22 protein-coding genes are annotated in these 20,120 nt (G+C 28.1%); 16 read left to right on the plus strand and 6 right to left on the minus strand.

Annotated elements, in window-relative coordinates; all coding sequences use genetic code 11:
* Nucleotides 1-4 precede the first annotated feature (4 nt).
* The 9 genes from I0K12_RS12145 to I0K12_RS12185 all read left to right on the plus strand — a co-directional run bounded on the left by I0K12_RS12145 (nucleotide 5) and on the right by I0K12_RS12185 (nucleotide 6,279).
* Nucleotides 5-241 (plus strand): hypothetical protein, encoded by a 237-nt coding sequence (locus tag I0K12_RS12145; RefSeq protein ID WP_196888386.1) that lies wholly within the window; start codon nucleotides 5-7, stop codon nucleotides 239-241.
* A 37-nt stretch (nucleotides 242-278) separates the two neighbouring features.
* Nucleotides 279-1,283, plus strand: coding sequence for a hypothetical protein (locus tag I0K12_RS12150; RefSeq protein WP_196888387.1), 1,005 nt, complete (start codon nucleotides 279-281; stop codon nucleotides 1,281-1,283).
* The gene (locus I0K12_RS12155) at nucleotides 1,280-1,639 is read left to right on the plus strand and encodes a cupin domain-containing protein (protein WP_196888388.1); all 360 of its coding nucleotides are present in this window, start codon (nucleotides 1,280-1,282) and stop codon (nucleotides 1,637-1,639) included. The genes I0K12_RS12150 and I0K12_RS12155 overlap by 4 nt, the downstream gene beginning before the upstream one ends.
* A 66-nt stretch (nucleotides 1,640-1,705) precedes the next feature.
* A complete protein-coding gene (locus I0K12_RS12160; protein WP_231372755.1) occupies nucleotides 1,706-2,389 on the plus strand; it encodes a response regulator transcription factor in 684 nt (227 codons plus the stop codon).
* A 108-nt stretch (nucleotides 2,390-2,497) separates the two neighbouring features.
* Entirely contained in the window at nucleotides 2,498-2,905 is a 408-nt protein-coding gene (locus tag I0K12_RS12165; RefSeq protein WP_196888389.1) for a hypothetical protein, read from the plus strand.
* A gap of 104 nt (nucleotides 2,906-3,009) precedes the next feature.
* Entirely contained in the window at nucleotides 3,010-3,345 is a 336-nt protein-coding gene (locus I0K12_RS12170; protein WP_196888390.1) for a PadR family transcriptional regulator, read from the plus strand.
* 1 nt (nucleotide 3,346) lies between these two features.
* Entirely contained in the window at nucleotides 3,347-3,922 is a 576-nt protein-coding gene (locus tag I0K12_RS12175) for an HAAS signaling domain-containing protein (RefSeq protein WP_196888391.1), read from the plus strand.
* A 23-nt stretch (nucleotides 3,923-3,945) separates the two neighbouring features.
* Complete coding sequence (locus tag I0K12_RS12180; protein WP_196888392.1) at nucleotides 3,946-5,283, plus strand: serine hydrolase domain-containing protein; 1,338 nt, start codon at nucleotides 3,946-3,948, stop codon at nucleotides 5,281-5,283.
* Between the two features lie 279 nt (nucleotides 5,284-5,562).
* Nucleotides 5,563-6,279, plus strand: a complete 717-nt coding sequence (locus tag I0K12_RS12185; RefSeq protein WP_196888393.1) for a hypothetical protein — start codon at nucleotides 5,563-5,565, stop codon at nucleotides 6,277-6,279.
* Between the two features lie 68 nt (nucleotides 6,280-6,347).
* On the opposite strand, the gene uvrB is transcribed toward I0K12_RS12185, so the two are convergent.
* On the minus strand, nucleotides 6,348-8,345 hold the full coding sequence (gene uvrB / locus I0K12_RS12190; RefSeq protein WP_196888394.1) for an excinuclease ABC subunit UvrB: 1,998 nt from the start codon (nucleotides 8,343-8,345) through the stop codon (nucleotides 6,348-6,350).
* A 157-nt stretch (nucleotides 8,346-8,502) separates the two neighbouring features.
* Here uvrB and I0K12_RS12195 point away from each other — a divergent pair, with 157 nt between their 5' ends.
* Both I0K12_RS12195 and I0K12_RS12200 read left to right on the plus strand, forming a co-directional pair.
* On the plus strand, nucleotides 8,503-11,286 hold the full coding sequence (locus I0K12_RS12195; protein ID WP_196888395.1) for a TonB-dependent receptor: 2,784 nt from the start codon (nucleotides 8,503-8,505) through the stop codon (nucleotides 11,284-11,286).
* Nucleotides 11,287-11,685: 399 nt separating this feature from the next.
* Complete coding sequence (locus I0K12_RS12200) at nucleotides 11,686-12,762, plus strand: phytase (protein ID WP_196888396.1); 1,077 nt, start codon at nucleotides 11,686-11,688, stop codon at nucleotides 12,760-12,762.
* A gap of 153 nt (nucleotides 12,763-12,915) precedes the next feature.
* On the opposite strand, the gene I0K12_RS12205 is transcribed toward I0K12_RS12200, so the two are convergent.
* Together I0K12_RS12205 and I0K12_RS12210 are read right to left on the minus strand one after the other, a co-directional pair.
* On the minus strand, nucleotides 12,916-13,599 hold the full coding sequence (locus I0K12_RS12205) for a hypothetical protein (protein WP_196888397.1): 684 nt from the start codon (nucleotides 13,597-13,599) through the stop codon (nucleotides 12,916-12,918).
* Between the two features lie 98 nt (nucleotides 13,600-13,697).
* Nucleotides 13,698-14,561 (minus strand): VOC family protein, encoded by an 864-nt coding sequence (locus I0K12_RS12210; protein WP_196888398.1) that lies wholly within the window; start codon nucleotides 14,559-14,561, stop codon nucleotides 13,698-13,700.
* A gap of 85 nt (nucleotides 14,562-14,646) precedes the next feature.
* On the opposite strand from I0K12_RS12210, the gene I0K12_RS12215 reads away from it, so the two are divergent.
* Nucleotides 14,647-15,552 (plus strand): DMT family transporter, encoded by a 906-nt coding sequence (locus I0K12_RS12215; protein ID WP_196888399.1) that lies wholly within the window; start codon nucleotides 14,647-14,649, stop codon nucleotides 15,550-15,552.
* 19 nt (nucleotides 15,553-15,571) lie between these two features.
* Here I0K12_RS12215 and I0K12_RS12220 read toward each other — a convergent pair whose 3' ends face one another.
* A complete protein-coding gene (locus I0K12_RS12220) occupies nucleotides 15,572-15,943 on the minus strand; it encodes a VOC family protein (RefSeq protein WP_196888400.1) in 372 nt (123 codons plus the stop codon).
* Between the two features lie 148 nt (nucleotides 15,944-16,091).
* Between I0K12_RS12220 and I0K12_RS12225 the strand changes: the two genes are divergently transcribed.
* The 3 genes from I0K12_RS12225 to I0K12_RS12235 all read left to right on the plus strand — a co-directional run bounded on the left by I0K12_RS12225 (nucleotide 16,092) and on the right by I0K12_RS12235 (nucleotide 18,184).
* Nucleotides 16,092-16,991 (plus strand): AraC family transcriptional regulator, encoded by a 900-nt coding sequence (locus I0K12_RS12225; RefSeq protein WP_196888401.1) that lies wholly within the window; start codon nucleotides 16,092-16,094, stop codon nucleotides 16,989-16,991.
* Nucleotides 16,992-17,090: 99 nt separating this feature from the next.
* Nucleotides 17,091-17,729, plus strand: a complete 639-nt coding sequence (locus I0K12_RS12230; RefSeq protein WP_196888402.1) for an MBL fold metallo-hydrolase — start codon at nucleotides 17,091-17,093, stop codon at nucleotides 17,727-17,729.
* A 101-nt stretch (nucleotides 17,730-17,830) separates the two neighbouring features.
* Nucleotides 17,831-18,184, plus strand: a complete 354-nt coding sequence (locus I0K12_RS12235; RefSeq protein ID WP_196888403.1) for a DUF1330 domain-containing protein — start codon at nucleotides 17,831-17,833, stop codon at nucleotides 18,182-18,184.
* Between the two features lie 56 nt (nucleotides 18,185-18,240).
* Here the strand turns inward: I0K12_RS12235 and lspA are convergent, their stop codons facing one another.
* On the minus strand, nucleotides 18,241-18,753 hold the full coding sequence (gene lspA / locus I0K12_RS12240; RefSeq protein ID WP_196888404.1) for a signal peptidase II: 513 nt from the start codon (nucleotides 18,751-18,753) through the stop codon (nucleotides 18,241-18,243).
* A 343-nt stretch (nucleotides 18,754-19,096) separates the two neighbouring features.
* Between lspA and I0K12_RS12245 the strand changes: the two genes are divergently transcribed.
* Nucleotides 19,097-19,381 (plus strand): hypothetical protein, encoded by a 285-nt coding sequence (locus I0K12_RS12245; protein ID WP_196888405.1) that lies wholly within the window; start codon nucleotides 19,097-19,099, stop codon nucleotides 19,379-19,381.
* A gap of 180 nt (nucleotides 19,382-19,561) precedes the next feature.
* Here the strand turns inward: I0K12_RS12245 and I0K12_RS12250 are convergent, their stop codons facing one another.
* Nucleotides 19,562-20,098 carry a GNAT family N-acetyltransferase gene (locus I0K12_RS12250; RefSeq protein ID WP_196888406.1) on the minus strand — a complete coding sequence of 179 codons (537 nt, stop codon included), beginning with the start codon at nucleotides 20,096-20,098 and terminating at the stop codon, nucleotides 19,562-19,564.
* Between the last annotated feature and the right edge of the window lie 22 nt (nucleotides 20,099-20,120).

The raw sequence follows: 20,120 nt of genomic DNA on the forward strand, positions 1-20,120 counted from the left end.
TGTTATGCTTTCAAAAACAGAACAAAAATTATTAGAACTAGATCAAGCGTTTAAAGAATTTCAAAAAGAAAATAAAGAAAACTCTTTAGAAGAATTTTTAGCTTTAGATATAAAACAAAGAAAATCTGGATTGTTGGATTTGAAATTGTATTTAAAAAAATATCATAAAATCGAGTCTAAAGAAGCTTCACGGTTATTGGCTAAGATTTCTATGAAAGATATGTTTTTTGATGAAGAATAGATAAAAATGCTATTTTTGAGAAAATATAAAAAGAATTATGAAAAAGATAGTAATAATATTTATGCTGATTTTATTTTCAAGTTGTAAAGATGAAATCAGAAAATTAGAAGTAAGTTATTCTGAGTCTTTTTATCCCGATCTTTATATTGAAATAAATAAGAATAAGATTATTTATAAAAAAGATGAACATTATTATCATTATGAAAATAAGAAAAAGAAGTACGTTTTAGATTCTACGCAAATATTTTTTGAAAAAGTATTTCTGATAGAACCCGAAAAAATAAATTCTTTGTTTGAGAAAATTCCTTTAGAATATAATCACATTGAAGATAAAAATGGTTTAGATGGAGGAGTTTTAGGTTTTAAAATATGTAAAGGAAAAGATACAATTTCAGAATTTCATTGGGAATTGGAAAGAACGAAAGAATCAGAAAATCATTTTAAAGTTTTTGATGTTATTTCCGATTTTACTTTTGAGAATATAGAAGATTATGAAGTGAAAAATTATCTTTCATTTTTGGAAAGAAATTCAACATTGAGATATGAAAAAATAAATAATTCTTCTGAATTTGAAGAATATAAGTTTTATGTAATTACTAAGGATAAAGTAAAAGAATTTTTAGAATTTATTTCAAAATTAGATAGATCAAAACCAACTTTTATTTTTCTAGAAAATATAAGTTTTGAAGATAATTTCGATTTTTTATTAATCAATTCATTTCAGAAAAATGTTTTCTATATTTCGGACTTAAATTTAAATAAGGAAAAAGAAAACTTTCTATTTGAGAAAACACTCTTATCTAAATTTGAAAGTAAAAGAGATTCTCTAAAAAATATTAAAACTTCCAATTTGTCAGATGAGAAAAGAAGAATTTTTTTTGATAAGAAAATTGAGGTAGATCGAAAACTAAATCATTTAAAAAGATTTAAAGAAAAATATGAAAAGAACAAACAAATTTATGATGCTTTTGTAAATGAAGAATATTCGATTTTCTTTAAAACAAAAGAGGAAGCTTTAAAATATATAAAAATAAAAAAATGATCAATTTAATAGATAAACTAGAAACAGTAGAAAGTTATTTTTCACCAAAAGTTGTGGGAGAGGTGAATAATCAATATATAAAAGTTGCAAAGATTTTAGGAGAAGATATTCCTTGGCATAATCATGAAAATGAAGATGAATCTTTTTTTATTTTAGAAGGAGAACTTTTGATGGAAATAGAAAATGAAAAACCTTTTGTGATGCGAAAAGGAGATTTGTATGTAGTAAAAAAAGAAGTGAATCATAGAGTTTCTTCAAAGAAAGAATGTAAGATTATGTTGATAGAATCGAAAACTACCGAACATACTGGAAAAGTGAAAACGGCAATTACAAAATCTCTAGAAGATCAGTTATAAAATTAAATTATAGGGTTTTATAGTTTTTGTTAAATTTGCGATGAAAGAAAAAGTTTATACAAAAAAATGACCGAAGAAATTACTTTTACAAATCTTCAAGTGCATCTTGAACAATTAATAGAATCTCTCGAAAATCAGAATTTAATTCGCTTTGAAACTATTAAATCAGAAGAATTGGTAGCACAAATGAATAAATCGGATTTCTATCTTACACTTCATGATGTAGAATATTTCAGACCCATATGTTTGAATAATAAAATGGTCGAATTTTATGGTTTTAGTAATAACTGGCTTACACATTTCGATCATTTTTATTATTTAAAAACGATTCATACTTCTACATATAGCGCACTTATAGAATCTATTTCTTTTTTCCGAAAAGACAATTCGAAGTATTTAAATTTGAAATATAAATTGCTTCATAAAAATGTAGAATGGAAAAACATGATAGGAACTACAAGAACTATTTTGCGGAAAAAAAATGGAAAACCAAAATATGCACTTTCTCTTTTAGCAATGCCAGAAAATGTAGTTTTTGAAACAGATATTTTTGAGAAAATTAAAAAACTAACTAAACGAGAAAAACAGGTGATTGAATTGCTTTGTTCTGGTTTTTCACAAAAAGATATTTCCGAAAAACTTTTTATTTCTGAGCATACTGTAAACACACATGTAAAGAATATTTATAAAAAATTAAGCATCAAAAAGATTTCGGAATTATTTAATATTGTTGAGAAATACACGATTTAATAGATTTTACTACTTTTCAAAATTCCCCTCTCGAGAGGGGTTAAAGGGTGTGTTTTTATCAAAATATTTGAATAAAACACTCAAAACCACACATGACACAATAAAAAAATGAAATTACAATTAAGAAAAATTTACTGGGGACAATTATTATTACACTTACTATTATTATTAATTCTTTATACGATTAATTTTGAAATAGATCCACCATTAACAAAAGGAAGGTTTATTTCCGCTGGATTAATTATTTTTTCTTTTGGTATCATTGTTTTAAACCTTATCCTAAACTCATTTATTTTTCTTTACAAAAATGAATCAAAACGACTTTGGTTTTTTTATGTTCCATTTCTACTTTGGCTAGGTCTTTTAACCTTGAATTTGTATATGAAATCTCATATTTTTTTAGATCTTTTTAAGGGGATTTTACCAATTTACAAGGTTGATGATTTAATCTATATTTTACTTTTTATAGAACCAGTTGTATTCCATTATTATTTAAAAAAGAAATATTTCAACTAAAATAATTTATTTAAAATATTGATAATCAATATAAATTGTTGTTAGATGTACTTTTTTTATCATAGTACATTGTTATACTATGTATTTTATTATATATTTGTCTCATGAACGAAGAATTTATAAATAAATGGAAATCGCAAGTGAAAAAGGGAACATTATCCTTTATTGTATTAAATGTTTTAAAAGGAAATGAATATTATGGTTATGAATTAATAGAAAATATCAAGCAAAAAACGGCTATTGAAATTGCAGAAGGAACTATTTATCCGCTGATGAATCGTTTGAAAAAAGAAAAATTGGTAGACTCAAAATGGGTGGAGCAAGAAACAGGAATTCCTAGAAAATATTATGTTTTGACGGAAATAGGAGAAGAGACATTGAAGAGTATGCAAAAATATTGGGATGAATTAGAAGGGTTAATTAAAAAAATTAAGAAGTAAGATGCAATCGATAAAATTTGAAGAAAAAAGAACCACTCAGCTTTATGAAAAGTATTTAAAAGAGTTGAAAAAGGTTGTAAAAAAGCTGAATGAAGAAGATAGAAATGAAATTTTAAATGAAGTTAACTCACATATTTTTGAAGCTTATCACAGGAGAAAAGAAGAAAATGAATATGATTTTTTAAACTTGATTTTGCAAAAGTTAGGGAAACCAGAGGAGATTTTTAGAAATTATGTTTCAGATAATATTTCGGAAGAAAAAAGTGAAGAAACAGATACTATTACAAAAAAGGTGTCGAATAAAATGACGATTTATTTTCTGAATTTTATTGTTTCTCTTATTTATGTTTCCTCGATTCTTTTGATAATTACTAGTTACTATAAAATTCAACATCCAGATCAGACAGGATTGTTTGTAGAAAATGGAGAGTTTAGAGCAATTGGAATTCACACTGGAGGAGGTCCTGAGGTTAAAGAAGTTTTAGGAAATGGACTTTATTTTCTGACAGCTCTTTTCATTCTAGTTTCCTTTGTATTACTGAGATTTAAAACAAAATTAATAAGAAAACAAAAATAAATTTTAACTTAAAAATAAAAATTATGCTTAGAAGAATAACATTATTATTGGTGCTTTTGGTCGTACAAAATAGTATAGCGCAACAGATAATTACACCAGAAAAAAAACAAAAACTAGATGAGTATTTAGCGTATATTTCTAAAGAAAATCAAGGAATTGGAGAAATTTCGATTACAGAAAACGGTAAAGAAATTTATGGTAAAAGTTTTGGTTATGAAAACTTGGAAGAAAAAGTAGAAAATCCAGAATCTTTACGTTATCAAATGGGATCGATTTCTAAATCGTTCACAGCAGTTTTACTAGCGATGCTGGAAGAAGAAGGAAAATTGAGCTATGATGAAAAACTAGAAAATTATTTCCCGAAAATTAAAAATTCAGAGAAAATTACAATTCGTCAAATGATGAATCACACAAGTGGACTGAACAATTTTGCCATGCAATATGGGGATTCTACTTGGTTGATGAAAAAAGAAAAAAAGAAAAATATTTTAAAAAGAATTCAGGGAGAAGAAATACTTTTTGAACCAAGAGAAGGTTTTGAATATTCGAATTCGGCATATTATCTTTTGGCAAAAATTGTGGAGAAAAAATACAAAAAATCATATCATAAAGTTTTAAATGAAAAAATCCTAAAACCATTAAAATTAAAAGAAACGCAATCTTATGTTTTTCACAAGAAAACAAAAATGGATCATGTAGCGCAAGGTTATATTTTGAATGATGGAAAATGGGAAGTTGTGGAAGATTTTTATTTTCCAAACATTGTAGGAGTAGGTGATATCGTATCTACAACCGAGGAATTGAATGAATTTTTTCGAGCTTTATTTCAAGGAGAATTAATCAAAAAAGAATCTTTAGATAAAATGTTGGCAGAAGGAAAAGCTCCTTTTGGTTTAGGATTGATGCAAGTTTTTTATGAGAAAGTGGTTTCTCATGGACATGGAGGAGATACTATCGGAACGCATTCTGTTGCTGTGTATCATCCAGAAGAAGATTTAGGTTTGTCTGTTGTTTTAAATGGTTATGAATATGCAAGAAACCCTTTGTTAATCGGAATTTTAGATATTATTTTTAATGACAAATTAGTATTGCCAGATTTTTCTAAATTTAAAATTGAGGATCTAACGCCGTATTTAGGAAAGTATAAAAGTGAGGATTTGCCTTTCAAAGTTGAAATTTATGAAAAAGATGGAGAAATAATGGCACAAGCCGAAGGTCAAGGAGCGTTTCCAATTACTCCAAAAAATGAAACAAAATTTGAATTTATCCCAGCTGGTGTTGAAATGGTATTTGATTTAGAGAAAAAGACTTTTGTTTTACATCAAGGAGGAGGAAAGTTTACTTTTCAAAAAGAAGAATAGAAGAGTTTGTAATAAACATAAAAAGCAGTATTTTGATTTTCAGGATGCTGCTTTTTTTATTCCCCTCTTGAGAGGTTTTAGGGGTGTTTAATTCGTATTTCACTGATATTTAACTTGTTAAATAGAGGTTGATTATGTGTAAATATTTTTAATTTTTGATGTATAAATTGAAAATAAATAGTCTGTGATATCTTTTAAAAATCATTATAAAAGATTGATTTACTTTTTAAATTAAACGGATTTTCTATATTTGGTGAAAATTAATTATAATTAAAAAATATGAAGATTGCTAAAATTTTAAGTACAGTAGTTTTATTTCTTACAATTCATACTGTTAAGGCTGAAGAAGCTGTAAAATCATTGTATAATGTTTCGAAATCGGAAGTGGTTGCAGAAATTTCAAAAATGTGGAATTCAGAAAACGTGAAAATTAAGGAAGAAAAACATAAATATAATGGTAAAACAAGATATGTAATCTTAATTCAATTCAAAGATTTAAGTTTAGGAAAAAAGTTAGATAAGGATTTAGTCCAAAAAACAAAAGATTTTCTTCATGTAAATGTGGATGATTACTCTAAAAAATTAAAAGGAATTAAGATTCAGCACAACTTTAGAAAAGAAAATAAAAAGAAGAAATTTGATACTAATTATTTATACTATAAAATAGATAAAGGTCCAAGATCAAAAGATTGTGTGGAGGAACCAAATGAAAAAGTTGCTAAAAAATGTTTACAGAAATTTATTCATACACATTTGGTTTCAAATTTTGATGTTGGAAGTTCTGGGCTAGATTATGGGACTTATAAAATCATTACAAAGTTTACTATTTCAAAAGATGGAACCATTAAAGATATTGATACGGGAAGATCAAACGAAATATTAAATGCAGAAATGCAAAGAGTTTTGTCTACTCTAAAAATAGAAGAACCAGGTTTTGATAACGGTGAATATGTCAATGTAAAATATGCAATTCCTTTAACATTGAATTTGGAATAAGAAACGATTAATAAAAAACAGAATTTAGTATGGTTTCTAAATTCTGTTTTTTTATTCTGCTTTAAATCTTATTTAAACTCCTCCAAACGATCTTTCAAAGCTTTAATTTCATCACGGAATTTTGCAGCTTGGATAAAGTCTAAGTTTTTCGCAGCAGTTTCCATTCCTTTTTGAGCTTCTCGAATTCGTTTTTCAAGACCTGGTTTTGTTACATATTCTTCACCTGATTCTGCAGCAATTTCGTAGTTTTTAATTTCTTGATATTCTTTATGATTATCCACTAAACTAGTATCAATTGCTTTTTCAATTTGTTTTGGAACAATATTATTTTTCACATTATAAGCAATCTGTTTTTCACGTCTACGATTAGTTTCATCAATAGTTTTTTGCATACTATTTGTGATTTTATCCGCATACATAATTGCTAAACCATTTACATTTCTCGCAGCACGACCAATAGTTTGTGTCAACGAACGATGCGAACGAAGGAAACCTTCTTTGTCTGCATCCAGAATTGCAACTAAAGAAACTTCAGGTAAATCCAATCCTTCTCTTAAAAGGTTTACTCCAATCAAAACATCAAATAAACCTTTACGAAGATCTTGCATGATTTCTACACGCTCCAAAGTGTCCACATCCGAATGAATATAACGACAACGAATTTGTATTTTCGTTAGATATTTCGCTAATTCTTCCGCCATTCTTTTTGTTAGCGTTGTAACAAGCGTTCTTTCGTCTTTTTCAACTCTAGTCTGAATTTCTTCCATCAAATCATCAATCTGATTCAAACTCGGACGAACTTCAATAATTGGATCTAAAAGCCCAGTAGGACGAATTACTTGTTCTACATAAATTCCTTCAGTTTTTTCCAATTCATAATCCGCAGGTGTTGCTGTCACATAAACCACTTGATTTTGAATCATCTCAAATTCATCGAATTTCAACGGTCTATTGTCCATCGCAGAAGGTAAACGGAAACCATGTTCTACTAAGTTTTCTTTTCTCGATCTATCTCCGCCGTACATTGCATGAACTTGTGGAACTGTAACGTGCGATTCATCAATAACCATCAAATAATCATCAGGGAAATAATCTAACAAGCAGAAAGGTCGAGTTCCTTCAGGTCTTCCATCCAGATATCTTGAGTAATTCTCAATTCCGCCACAATAACCAAGCTCACGAATCATTTCTAAATCAAATTCCGTTCTTTCTTTTAAACGCTTTGCTTCTAAATGTCTTCCGATTTCATGGAAATAATCAACTTGTTTTACCAAATCTTCTTGTATTGCATGAATTGCATTTTGTAAAACATCAGGAGAAGTCACGAAAAGATTTGCAGGATAAATAGTTAAATGCTCAAAAGTTTCAATCACACTATTATTTATCACATCAAAACTTTCTATTTCTTCAATTTCATCTCCAAAGAAATGAATACGATATGCATGTTCACCATAAGAAGGGAAAATAGTTATTGTATCTCCTTTTACTTTAAAAGATCCACTTTTCAATTCTGTTTCTGTTCTCGAATATAAACTCGTAACCAAACTATGTAAAAAACGAGTTCGAGCAATTTCTTGTCCAACTTCAATTTCAATTACATTTTTCTTAAACTCAATCGGGTTTCCAATACCATATAAACAAGAAACGGAAGCAACCACAATTACATCGCGTCTACCAGAAAGTAGAGAAGAAGAAGCACTGATACGAAGCTTTTCGATTTCATCATTGATAGATAAATCTTTTTCAATATAAGTATTGGTTGTAGGAATAAATGCTTCTGGCTGGTAATAATCATAATAAGAAACAAAATATTCTACAGCATTATCAGGGAAAAATTGTTTAAACTCAGAATAAAGCTGTGCAGCTAATGTTTTATTATGTGCCAAAATCAAAGTAGGACGTTCTACCTTTTGGATTACATTCGCAACCGTGAAAGTTTTACCCGAACCAGTAACACCTAATAAAGTTTGATACTTTTCTCCATTTTCTATCCCATTTACTAATTGTTTAATGGCTTGTGGCTGATCACCAGTCGGTTGAAAGTTAGATTTGATTTTAAATTTCATTTTTTTAACGTAAAAGTGCTGTTATGTTAAGTATGTTTTAACATTTCGAAAGGATTATTAACAATTCCTCAATAGTTTGATAATAGTCTATTGAGGATTTCTTTTCATGCTAAATATACTTTTGACTACAAAATTAACCAAAAATAAAACATAAATAATGAAGAATTTTATCTTAATGCTTTTCGCATTTTGTTTTTCTCTATTAACTTTCGCAAATGATGGGAAAGGAGTAATCAGAGGAATCGTTTTGGATGAAAACAAAAATCCATTGCCAGGAGCAGCTGTTATGGTTGAAGAACTAGGAATCGGAACGATGACAGATGTAAATGGAAATTATCTTTTTTTAAATGTGAAAGAAGGAGAATATACTGTAAAAGTTCAGTATTTGGGGTATCAAGATAAAGAAGAAAAAATTACGCTAGAAAATAATCAGACAAAAGAATTAGATTTTCAATTAGTTCCAGCATTAAATAGTTTAGATGAGGTAATTCTTGCAAGTGCAAGTGCAAAAGGACAAGCGAAAGCGTTAAACCAACAAAAGACAAATTTAAATATAACAAATATCGTTTCTGCAGATCAGACAGAGAAGTTTCCAGATGAAAATATTGGAGATGCAATCAAGAGAATTCCAGGGATTGCTGTACAAAATGATCAAGGAGAAGCAAGAGATATCATTATTAGAGGTTTGGCTCCACAGTTAAATTCTATTACTTTAAATGGAGACAGAATTCCGTCTGCTGAAGGAGATAATCGTAGAGTTCAGTTAGATTTAATTCCTGCAGACATGATCCAAACAATCGAAGTAAACAAAGCATTAACGCCAGATATGGAAGCAGATGCGATTGGAGGTTCGGTGAACTTAGTTACGAAAAGAGCTCCAAATAAATTTAGGGCTTCGGCGGTTGCTGGTTTAGGTCAAAATAATCGTGGAGGAAAAAATATAATCAATACTTCAGCTTTAGTTGCAGGAAGAGTTTTCGATAATAAATTAGGAATTGTTTTAAATGGAGTTTATTTCTCAAATGATTATGGGTCGGATAATGTAGAGTTTGAATGGGATCGTGAAGATGAAGGTTCAACACCATTTATCAAAGAACAAGAAATCAGAAAATATGATGTAAAAAGAGTTCGTCAGTCTATGGCTTTAAACTTAGATTATAAATTCTCAAACAATCATACGATTTATATCAACTCAATTTATAACCAAAGAAATGATTTTGAAAATCGTTTTAAGTTTAAAATTGGAGAAGAAGAGGAAGATGAAGATTCTGGAGAGCTTTTTAGAAAAGTAAAAAGACAAACAAAAGGAGGAGTTGGAGATAATGATTATAGAAGATTGGAAGATCAAAGATTGATGAAAGCTGCAATCGGAGGAGAGCATTTATTTTTCTCAAGCTTAGAATTTGATTGGAAAGCTGCTATTTCAGAAGCAAAAGAAGAAAGACCAAATGAGCGATACATTACTTATGAGTCGGAGCAAGATGCTAGTACTTTTAATGTGAATTATAGCAGAAATAAATTCCCAATTATTACAGGAACAGAAGCAAACAATCCTGATGAATTTGAATTAGATGAAATTTCTGAAGAATTTAAAAATACAAAAGAAACAAATACAGATTTCATGGCTAATTTCAGATTGCCTTTAATCACAGAAGGAGCTTATGAAAATAAATTGAAATTTGGATATAAATACAAGAAAAAGGAAAAAATGAGAGATAATGTTTTCTACGAATATTCTCCGATTGATGCGGAAGAAGGATTGTTAGAAAATATGGGAGGAGTTCCTTTATCAAACGAATCGAACAAAGATTTTTATCCTGGTTCAGAATACCAAGTAGGTAATTTTACAAATACAGAATTTTTAGGAAATTTAGATTTATATGATGAATCAAAATTTGAAAGAGAATTTGTAATTGATGAGTTTTTACCAGAAAATTATAAAGCAAACGAACAAGTAAATGCTGCATATGCAATGTTGACTCAGAATTTTGGAAAGAAATTACAAGTGCTTTTTGGAGTGAGAGTTGAAGCTACAAAAGTAGATTATGAAGGATATAGTGTAGATGTAGAAGAAGCAGAGTCTATCGAAGATGCAACAATTTTAAGCGCAGAAAAATCGTACACGAATGTGATGCCAAACTTACAATTTAGATATTCTTTAAATCCAAATACGATTTTACGTTTAGCTTTTACAAATAGTTTAGCAAGACCAGATTATTATGATTTAGTTCCTTATCAAAATATCAATTCAGATGATTTAGAAATTATTGAAGGAAATCCAAATCTTGAAGCAACAGAAGCAATGAATTTTGACTTTATGGCGGAGCATTATTTCAAATCTGTTGGAGTAATTAGTGGAGGAGCGTTCTTTAAAAGTTTAGATAATTGGAAATATACATACACAAAAGATGATGTAAGTGTTCAAGGATTTGACGGAGAATTATTTGAATACTACCAACAAAGAAATGGAGATAAAGCAAAAGTTTATGGTTTTGAATTTGCAATTCAACGTCAATTAAATTTTTTACCAAGTTTCTTAAAGAATTTACATGTGTATGCGAATTATACTTATACTGAAACAGAAGCTGATGGAGTAGAAGGAAGAGATGAAAAATTACCTTTAGAAGGAGCTGCGAGAAATATGTTCAACGGATCTTTATCTTACGAAACGAAAAAACTTTCTTTAAGAGTTTCGACAAATCTGACGGGAAGTTATATTGACGAATATGGAGATGATACTTTTGAAGATGCTTATTATGATCAGCAATTATTCTTGGATGTAAATGGTTCTTATGTTTTCAATAAAAAATGGAGAGTTTTTGTTGCAGCAAGAAACTTAACAAACCAACCTTTAAGATATTATCAAGGAATCAAGTCTCAAACAAAACAAGCAGAATATTACGGAATTAACTGGACTGCTGGGTTAAAATTTGAATTTTAATTAAAAACATGTGATGCATATTTCTTTTGAAAATGGATAAGAGATATGTGTTATTATGTTCAATAGAAAAGTCATAATTATTTTTAGATAGAAGATTAGCGGGGTTGAAAAATCCATTGTTTTTTAGTGTTGTTGGTTCTATTTAGCTCCGTCTTGTTTTCTATAAAATTAATTTTGATAAAGTTTAAAAGAGAACTCATTTAAACTTTTTAACTCAAAATTCGTTTCAAGCATGTTCATTATTGACTTGTAAAAATTTTTAACCATAGCTAAGGCTATGCTGAAAATTTTTCCTTCATCATTAATAAACATCAGATGAAACTCCTAGTTTTGGCAAAAAAGTATAAACGAATTCAGAAAAAATTGCGATGAAAAAAATATTTAAAAGAATGAAATAACATGTTGAAAAGATTAATTTTTATTGCACTGATTGGAGCAGTGGGATGTAAAGCTCCAAAACAAATTGAACAAACAAATATGGAAACAAAACCATTTGTAAGTATTGAAGCATCTGCAGAAACGATGCCGGTACATTCAGAGGAAGATGCGGCAGATGATCCTTGTATTTGGGTGAATCCTAAAAACGAAATGGAATCTACAATTATCGGAACCGATAAAAAACACGGATTATTTGTGTATGATATTAACGGAAAAGAATTATTTCGTTATCCAGTTGGGAGAGTGAATAATGTAGATATTCGTTATAATTTTCCATTTCAAAATAAAAAAGTAGCTATCGTAGCTGCATCTAATAGAAGTTTTAATGGAATTACAGTAATGATTGTAAACCCTGAAACACGTGAATTAAAAGAAGTTGGTTCTAAAGATTTGGTTTCAAATTTAAAAGAAGTTTACGGTTTTTGTTTATATCAAAATCCTACTTCAGAGAAGACTTACGCTTTTATCGTTAGTAAAAAAGGAAAAATAGAGCAATGGGAGCTTTTTGAAAAAGGAAATGAAATTTCTGGAAAAATCATGAGAACAATTTCTGTAGGAAGTCAATGTGAAGGAATGGTTGCAGATGATTATTATGGAATTTTATATGTAGGAGAAGAAGAAAAAGCACTTTGGAAATATCCAGCTGAGCCAACTAATACGGAAGAAAGAGTACGAATTATTCGTGTGAAAGACACAAATATGAAAGCAGATTTCGAAGGGGTAACACTTTATGATTCAGGTGATGGTAAAGGTTATGTTATTTTATCTTCTCAAGGAAATAATTCATATGCGATTTTTGACAGAATTTCGAATCAATATCTAGGGAGTTTTATGCTGAAAGATGGAGCAAAAGTAGACGGAACAAACGACACAGACGGAATAGATGTTTCAAGTCACGCATTTGGTACTTTATATCCAAAAGGTTTTATGGTAATTCAGGATGGAACAAATATTGAAAATGGAAAAGCAACAATTCAAAATTTTAAAATCGTGAATTGGGAAACCATTGAAAAAGCTTTAGATCTAAAGAATAAATAATTTTTTTAGTAATAAATAGTTAAGTGTTTTGTATTAGAATCCTTGGAGTTGTAATGGCTTCAGGGATTTTTTAGTTTAATTTTTTAGATATATGGAAAATAAAAAAAGGAGCTTTTAAGCTCCTTTTTTAAAGTTAAAAAATATAATATTTTCTTATTTTCCAAAGAAAAATTTTCCTTCTTGATTTTTATCTCTTGAAGCTTCAGCAGTAATAGATTCAGAAAAACCATCATAATCTACAATATGTCTTCCTCCATTATTTGGAATATAAACTCCTTCAGGATTTCCATTATTATCAATCATTAATAATGCATACTCTAAATTTTCAATTCCATCTTCTGCTATTGTACCAGAAAGAACCATAGCTGATTCAGCTGGCGTACTTCCAATTTGAGAAGTAAGTTTTAAATAAACTGTGAAATCATTTCCATTTCCAGAAATAAATGTACCAGTCCCAAAATCTACTTGACTACCACCAGTATGTTCCCCTTCAAAATCAATAGTCAAATCTCCAGTATTTTGATTACTTACGGTGAATTCATAATCTAAAAAGACATTTCCAACATAATCTGTAGGAATATTACTACTTTCTAAAACCAACGGAGAACAATAATACGCTCCTTCGATGTTTGGAGGAGTATCTCCTGTATTGATTGGGAAATCAAATGAATTTAAAACATTTACAATGTCTTGGTTGTAAAAATTCTCAACAGAGTCGATTGAACCATTAAATGGACCAGTGTACTGATCTTCATCATCGTCCTTACAAGATGTAAAAACTAATACAAAGGCTAATAAAGCCAAGCTAGCAACTTTTGATAAAAAGTTCTTTTTCATTTTAATTTGTGTTAAATTGTAATATGCGGCAAATATATGTTAAAAAAGGATATCTTATATAATTAAATTATTAAAAAAATAATTTATTATTATTCTATTTAAAAGGGGGCAACTTCAAAAACATGGTCGTCATAAGATTTAAAAGAGATAGAATCTTCATTTTTCTCATAAGAGATGCCAAGTTTTTCTAGTTTTAAAAGAAGTTGTTCCGTATTTCCTTTAAAGTTTATTGTTTGTAACCCTTCTTTTTCTTTATGTTTTAAATCAAAAGAAGAGTCTAATTCACTTTCCCAATAATATTGAATTTCCACAAAAAGATGATTTTGCTGATACATCCATTCTCTATTTTCAATCACATCAATATCTGAACTTGGAGCTTCTAAATTTTTATTTCCTAAAAAATAAAGCGTAAAACCATTTCCTCGATCTACATACATTCGTACAAAAAGTTTCATGTCAAATAAATTTTCATAAAGTTGAATAGTTTTTACAGGATCTTTAGTTCTTATCGTCAATAAGCCTAAAATAGGAGGTTCTTTCAAGAAAAATTGATTGTCTTCTTCTGTTGGTTTTGTATTCTCTTTAAAGCTAGTTTGGATAAACTCAATTTGGTGATTTTCTATATCTTGCGTATGTGATAAATAACCAATTTTTCCAAATTGAAAAGGTTCGCCAATTGGATAATCCATTTTTTGTAATTGCTCATAAACTCGAATAATATCTTTTACAAACAGACTATATTTCCAATAATTATCAATAGAATTTTGTTGGTAATTTATGTCTTTATTTTTCTCATCAAATTTTAATTGAATAACAAAAGAATTATTAGGAAAACTCAAATCATAGAAAATTATATTTTCCTTTTTTTCTTCTTTTAAAAGTTGCATTCCTAAAATTTCCGTGTAGAATTGGATCGTTTTTTCAGGATTTTTTATTTGTAATGTAAAACCAGTAAGTGTCATTTTTTGAATTTATTTTGAATAATAAAAATACAAAACCTCTTTATAATTATTCTTCAAGAATTTGTATTTTAAACAAAAAATAAAAATGACAAAAAACGAAATCAAAGGAATCAGTTTTTCATTTCTAACAGCGATATTAATAGGAGTAGAGTTAATAGTTGTAAAACTAGGTTTAGACAAAATAGATGTTTTAACCGTTATTTGGATTCAATATTCTATTGCGATGATTGGTTTTTTATTGATGACAAAAGGATTTAATTTTGATAAACAAAGGCTTAAAAAGAATTATAAAATGATTCTTATTTCAAGTCTTGCGCAACTTGGAAATATTGTTTTTTTATATCATGCTATTTCTGAATTGTTTCCAGATTTCGTTGCAATGATGGAGCTTTCCGGAGATTTATTTGTAATTGCTGGTGGAATTTTATTTCTACGAGAGAGTGTCGCAAAAACGCAAAAATATGGTTTTGTTCTCGTTCTTATTGGAATTATACTTTATTTCAATCAAACTTTTTCACAAGTAGATTCGAAGCATTTTAATTTTGGAATGCTAAATTTAATTTTAGCAGAACTTTGTTGGGCAGTTTATGCTTTAACTCAAAAAGTATTAGTGAAAAAAGAGATTCCACCTTGTAATTTGAATCTTTTTACTTTTCTGTGTACTTCTATTTTTCTTCTTCCTTTTGTGAAATTTGGTCATATTTCATCTTTCGATTCTAGAATTTGGATTCTGATTTCTATCGCTGTGATTGCAACACTTTATACTTATACACTTTTCATTCAAGCTTTCAAATATATAGATGCTGGGAAGGTGAGTGTGATTCTTGCTATATCTCCTTTTCTAACCGTGTTGTTAATTTATATTTATAATTTTTTCGGAGAAACACCAATTCAATTGGTAGAGCTAAATAGCTTAGAAGTTTTAGGAGGTATTTTACTTTTTTCAGGTGCAGTTTTAAGCAGTTGGACTCCCAAAACTTCTAAAGTTTAGAGTTTATTAAAAAAAAATACTAAACATGCTGATCAATTAAAATTTGATTTCCATCCGGATCCGTAAGCGTGATATGAGCTGGACCACTTGTAGTTTCATCAGCTTCAGAATCAAGTTTGATATTGTTTTTCTTTAAGTTTTTCTGAATTTCTCTAACATCTTCAAAAGAATCTAAAGTATTTCCACTTTCATCAAAACCGGGATTAAATGTTATAATATTTTTGTCAAACATTCCTTGAAATAAACCGATGATTGCATTATTATTTTTTAGTATTAAATAATTCATTTCTTCACTTCCTCCGATAGTAGAGAAACCTAATTTTTCATAAAACTCTTTTGATTTTTGTAAATCTTTTACAGTTAAGCTGATTGAAAACGCTCCTAATTTCATATTTTTTAATTTGGTTAATTGTTAGTTTTCATAGAAAACGATTCTCAAATATAATTGAAATCAAAACTATTAAAAAAGGAATCTAAAGATTTTTAGACTGCTTTTTAAAATTAAATATTTTACTTTGTAGATAGAAAAATAAAGATTTATGAAGCAGGTTTATTATTATAGTGATATTAACGATTTTTTGATAAATATAAATGTACCAACAACTAAATATTCGGATTTTTATATTGTAAAGTTTGAAGACAAAATTCCTAACCCAGATTATGATACACCACATTCTCATAATTATTTTGAAATTTCATTTTCTTATGGATATGACGCAATCGTTTCTGTAGATGATAAATCAGAAAATGTAAAAGATTTTAATTTGACATTTGTATCTCCAAGACAAATTGCAGATTGGCAGCTAAATTCAATCATAGAAGAAAAAGATAAATGTAGTTTTATGATTTTATTCAAACCTGAATTTTTACCTTTTGCTACAGATGTTTTTAATATTTACGATAATTTTCCTTTTTATAATCGAAATACAAAAGCTAGCTATAAACTTTCTGTGGAATTTAGAAATGAGATTGAAGCACAAATGCGAAAAATCTATGAAGAATATCAAGAAGAAAAGGAAGATTCTGTGGAGTTTTTAAAGTCATTTTTGAATATTTTACTTTTTACAATTAAAAGAGAAATAAAGAATCCAGAGAAAATTCGTTATATACAATCTAGAGCCGAAGAAATTACTTTTAAATTTGAAAATTTGGTAAAAAACACTAAAAAGAAAAATAGAAAAATAGCTTTTTATGCAGAGCAATTAAACTTGAGTGTAGTTTATCTTTCCGAATGTGTGAAAAAAGTAACTGGAAAAACTACAAAACAAATTATTGACGACTATGTTATTCTAGAAGCAAAATCTTTATTGAAACAATCCAATGCTACAATTGCTGAAATTGCTTTTGAATTAGGTTTTGAAGAGAGTTCGAATTTTACAAAATATTTTAAAAATCTTACAGGTGTAAATCCAAAGGCTTTCAAAGAAAAAAAGAATTAATCAAAAATCATTTAACCTAAATTTCTACTATTTTAACCTAAAAAAGGATTATCTTCTTATAGTGAATTCTATCTAATTTTGAATTTTAAACAAAAGATTATGAAGCAGATTTTTCCAGATATTTGGCAAGGAGGAAATGGAAGACAATTTGGAACACTTAGTATCAAAGCTTATTTTTTAAGAACTCCAGAGGGAAACATCCTTTTTTACAATACAAAACTCGAAGATGATTTTAAAGAGATTGAAAAACTAGGAGGAATTGATTTTCAATTTTTAAGTCATTGTCACGAAGTAGATGAATCTTTAAGTGAAAACAAAAAACGATTTTCATTAAAATTGGCAGGGCATCCTAATTTAAAAAGATATCTTTCAGGAATTACAGAATTAGATATTTCTTTTGATTCTAAAGAAAATATTTCAACTATTGGAAATGTTCTTGTTATTCCAACTCCTGGTCATACCGATTCCAGTTTGTGTTATTATTACCAATCTTCGTCAGGTAAAAATCATCTGTTTTTAGCAGATACTTTATATAGCGATAATGGAAATTACAGAACATTAGTTGTAAAACAAGATGGAGGAAACAAAGAAGAATTGAAGAATAGTTTGGAGAAAATCAAAAACTTAAACGTTGATGTGGTTTATCCAAGTGTTGCAGTAGGAGTGGAGAGTGATTATTTTGAAGTTATACAAAAGCAATGGGAAGCATTAATGAATAAACTTATTGACAAACTGTAAAATTAAAAACATAGTATTTTACTTTTAAATCATAGAAAAGTATATTAAAACTATGTTTGATTGTTGGTAATTTTGAATTATTAATTTTAAAACTAAAAGAAATGGAAAATTCAAAAAAAATAATACCAGCATATTTTATAGGAAGTTCATTTATGCCAGAAGGTCACGGATCTTTAATGCCATATGGAGAAGCAGCCCATGCAATAATTGAACGAGAAGGAGGAGAGTTGATTATAGCTGGACATACGGACCAAAATTTAATTCATTTTGAAGGAGAGTGGAAAAAAGATGCTCGTTTAACAGTATTTAAATTTCCATCTATGGAGCATTTAATGCGTTTTTGGAATTCACCAGAATATCAAGCGATAAAACATTTAAGAACAGATGTGATTCCACCGAATTTTACATTTGCTACGGAAGGTTATGATCCTTCTCTTTTTTCATATGAACAATAAAAAAGAAGGCTGTCTAAAATATTAGACAGCCTTTTTTTATTTTAAATATCGATTATTTAGAAACTAGTTTTTTCTATGCTTTTTTGTTCTATTTTAATAAATATTAAATTAGAAAGAAGAAGTAAAGTTCCGATAGAGACAGAAACATCAGCCATGTTGAAAATACCTGTGTGTAAACTTCCAAATTGGATATACATAAAATCTGTAACGGAATTGTATAACACACGATCATAAATATTTCCAAATCCACCACCGATTATAAAAGAAATTCCGATTAAGTTTAGTTTTGAAATTTTGTTGTCACTTATAATGTAAACAAACATTAAGAGTAAAACTACAATAGGAAAAATTTGTAAAAATATTATTTTAGGTATAGGACTCAAATCTTTTCCAATGCTAAGTGCTGCTCCAGTATTTTCAACTTTTGTAAGAATAAAATGATCACTAAAAACATGGATTGTTTCATTATTTAAAATTTCAGCTCTGGCTTTTTCTTTAGTAAATTGATCGCAACTTACATTACATAAGATTACAATAAAAGAAATAATTATTTTTACCTTTCTACTCATCATCACACATTTTTGATCCTTCTATTAAAAATATCATTTATATCTAATAAAGTCAATTTTTATTTTGATAATATTTAGATTATACAAGGTGTGAAGATTGTTTTTATCAGTGAGTTAATAATTGACGATTTAAATCTACAAAGACACAACATCCAAATATTTTGAATTGATTTTGAAAAATGGAGTATTTATACTCTAAAAAATATTCCAACTTCTATAGAAATTTGTAATGTAATCAAAAGCAAAATAAATATTAAACGTAGCTACTATCGATTTTTGATTTCAAAGGCGGTATCTGAAAAGCCTATATTGAAAAGAGTAAGAAATTTAAAAATGTGTAAAAATGAAAAATTCTATTCAAGAGGTAATTCCTCAAGTAAATCAGACAGTTGGAAGTTCTAATAAAAATAGACCATGGGGGAAATTTGGTTGTATTGGAACAGGATATGGGAAAATAATTGCAAATTTTTATCCAGATGGTGAATCAAACTCTTATACTGTTGTTGTTCCTGAAAATTTAGAAAAATTTGTTCTTGTAGCTTTAGAAAAAAAGTTGACCGTTTTAGCATCATTTGAAGGTGGAATTAAAGCGTATGCAACTATTTCTGATTTGATAATTTACAATTAAAATAAATTTGATTTGTAAGATTAAAAAAGAGAAGGTAAAACTTCTCTTTTTTATATTTCATTCTGTCAAAAAATCTTTCCTCTTTTCAATACTCATATTTTTTTAAAAACACAAAATCGGTCTTTCTTTAACAGAATAAAGGTTCTATTAAATATTTGTATTCTTATAGATTGGAATATTTTATTCATTAATTTTATAAAAAGTTTCTTTGTATATCTGATACCAATTATATTTTTTTCCATCGCCATCATATTCATCTATTTTATAAAAACTTAAACCTATTTTTTCAAGAACTTTCCAAGAACCTATATTTTCTGGCATTGCAATACCTATAATTCTTTTAAGATTAAGATTTTTAAACCCATATTCTAATATTTTTTCTGAAACTTCAGAGGCAATTCCCATTCCCCAATATTTTGGAAGAAATCTATACCCAATATCTGTTTCATTTATTTCAGGAAGAAATTTAAGACCTGCAAAACCAATTATTTTATTATCAGGTTTATAGATAACAGCCCATCTGCCATAACCATATTTTTCATAATCTTTCAACCAAATCTGTTCAATAATTTCTTGAGCTCTTTTTGTTGTTTTAATTATTTCATCACCTGTGTATTTATGAATTTCATCATTGGAATTAAATTCATAAACTGCTTCAACATCTTCTTTTGAAAATTCTCTAAGAATTAATCTTTTTGTTTCTATTATTGGTTTCATGGTAATGGAATTAAATAAGTTT

The organism is Aureivirga sp. CE67, from assembly GCF_015767245.1.
Lineage (GTDB): Bacteria > Bacteroidota > Bacteroidia > Flavobacteriales > Flavobacteriaceae > Aureivirga.

Bases quoted from the DNA above. Each gene is read 5' to 3' on its own strand.
- I0K12_RS12210 (WP_196888398.1), bottom strand. From the start codon at position 14,561: ATGACACTTACTGGTTTTACATTACAAATAAAAAATCCTGAAAAAACG.
- I0K12_RS12195 (WP_196888395.1), top strand. From the start codon at position 8,503: ATGAAGAATTTTATCTTAATGCTTTTCGCATTTTGTTTTTCTCTATTA.
- I0K12_RS12250 (WP_196888406.1), bottom strand. From the start codon at position 20,098: ATGAAACCAATAATAGAAACAAAAAGATTAATTCTTAGAGAATTTTCA.
- I0K12_RS12230 (WP_196888402.1), top strand. From the start codon at position 17,091: ATGAAGCAGATTTTTCCAGATATTTGGCAAGGAGGAAATGGAAGACAA.
- I0K12_RS12220 (WP_196888400.1), bottom strand. From the start codon at position 15,943: ATGAAATTAGGAGCGTTTTCAATCAGCTTAACTGTAAAAGATTTACAA.
- I0K12_RS12180 (WP_196888392.1), top strand. From the start codon at position 3,946: ATGCTTAGAAGAATAACATTATTATTGGTGCTTTTGGTCGTACAAAAT.
- I0K12_RS12235 (WP_196888403.1), top strand. From the start codon at position 17,831: ATGGAAAATTCAAAAAAAATAATACCAGCATATTTTATAGGAAGTTCA.
- I0K12_RS12165 (WP_196888389.1), top strand. From the start codon at position 2,498: ATGAAATTACAATTAAGAAAAATTTACTGGGGACAATTATTATTACAC.
- I0K12_RS12160 (WP_231372755.1), top strand. From the start codon at position 1,706: ATGACCGAAGAAATTACTTTTACAAATCTTCAAGTGCATCTTGAACAA.
- I0K12_RS12155 (WP_196888388.1), top strand. From the start codon at position 1,280: ATGATCAATTTAATAGATAAACTAGAAACAGTAGAAAGTTATTTTTCA.
- I0K12_RS12215 (WP_196888399.1), top strand. From the start codon at position 14,647: ATGACAAAAAACGAAATCAAAGGAATCAGTTTTTCATTTCTAACAGCG.
- lspA (WP_196888404.1), bottom strand. From the start codon at position 18,753: ATGAGTAGAAAGGTAAAAATAATTATTTCTTTTATTGTAATCTTATGT.
- I0K12_RS12175 (WP_196888391.1), top strand. From the start codon at position 3,347: ATGCAATCGATAAAATTTGAAGAAAAAAGAACCACTCAGCTTTATGAA.
- I0K12_RS12205 (WP_196888397.1), bottom strand. From the start codon at position 13,599: ATGAAAAAGAACTTTTTATCAAAAGTTGCTAGCTTGGCTTTATTAGCC.
- I0K12_RS12245 (WP_196888405.1), top strand. From the start codon at position 19,097: ATGAAAAATTCTATTCAAGAGGTAATTCCTCAAGTAAATCAGACAGTT.
- uvrB (WP_196888394.1), bottom strand. From the start codon at position 8,345: ATGAAATTTAAAATCAAATCTAACTTTCAACCGACTGGTGATCAGCCA.
- I0K12_RS12200 (WP_196888396.1), top strand. From the start codon at position 11,686: ATGTTGAAAAGATTAATTTTTATTGCACTGATTGGAGCAGTGGGATGT.
- I0K12_RS12185 (WP_196888393.1), top strand. From the start codon at position 5,563: ATGAAGATTGCTAAAATTTTAAGTACAGTAGTTTTATTTCTTACAATT.
- I0K12_RS12150 (WP_196888387.1), top strand. From the start codon at position 279: ATGAAAAAGATAGTAATAATATTTATGCTGATTTTATTTTCAAGTTGT.
- I0K12_RS12145 (WP_196888386.1), top strand. From the start codon at position 5: ATGCTTTCAAAAACAGAACAAAAATTATTAGAACTAGATCAAGCGTTT.
- I0K12_RS12225 (WP_196888401.1), top strand. From the start codon at position 16,092: ATGAAGCAGGTTTATTATTATAGTGATATTAACGATTTTTTGATAAAT.
- I0K12_RS12170 (WP_196888390.1), top strand. From the start codon at position 3,010: ATGAACGAAGAATTTATAAATAAATGGAAATCGCAAGTGAAAAAGGGA.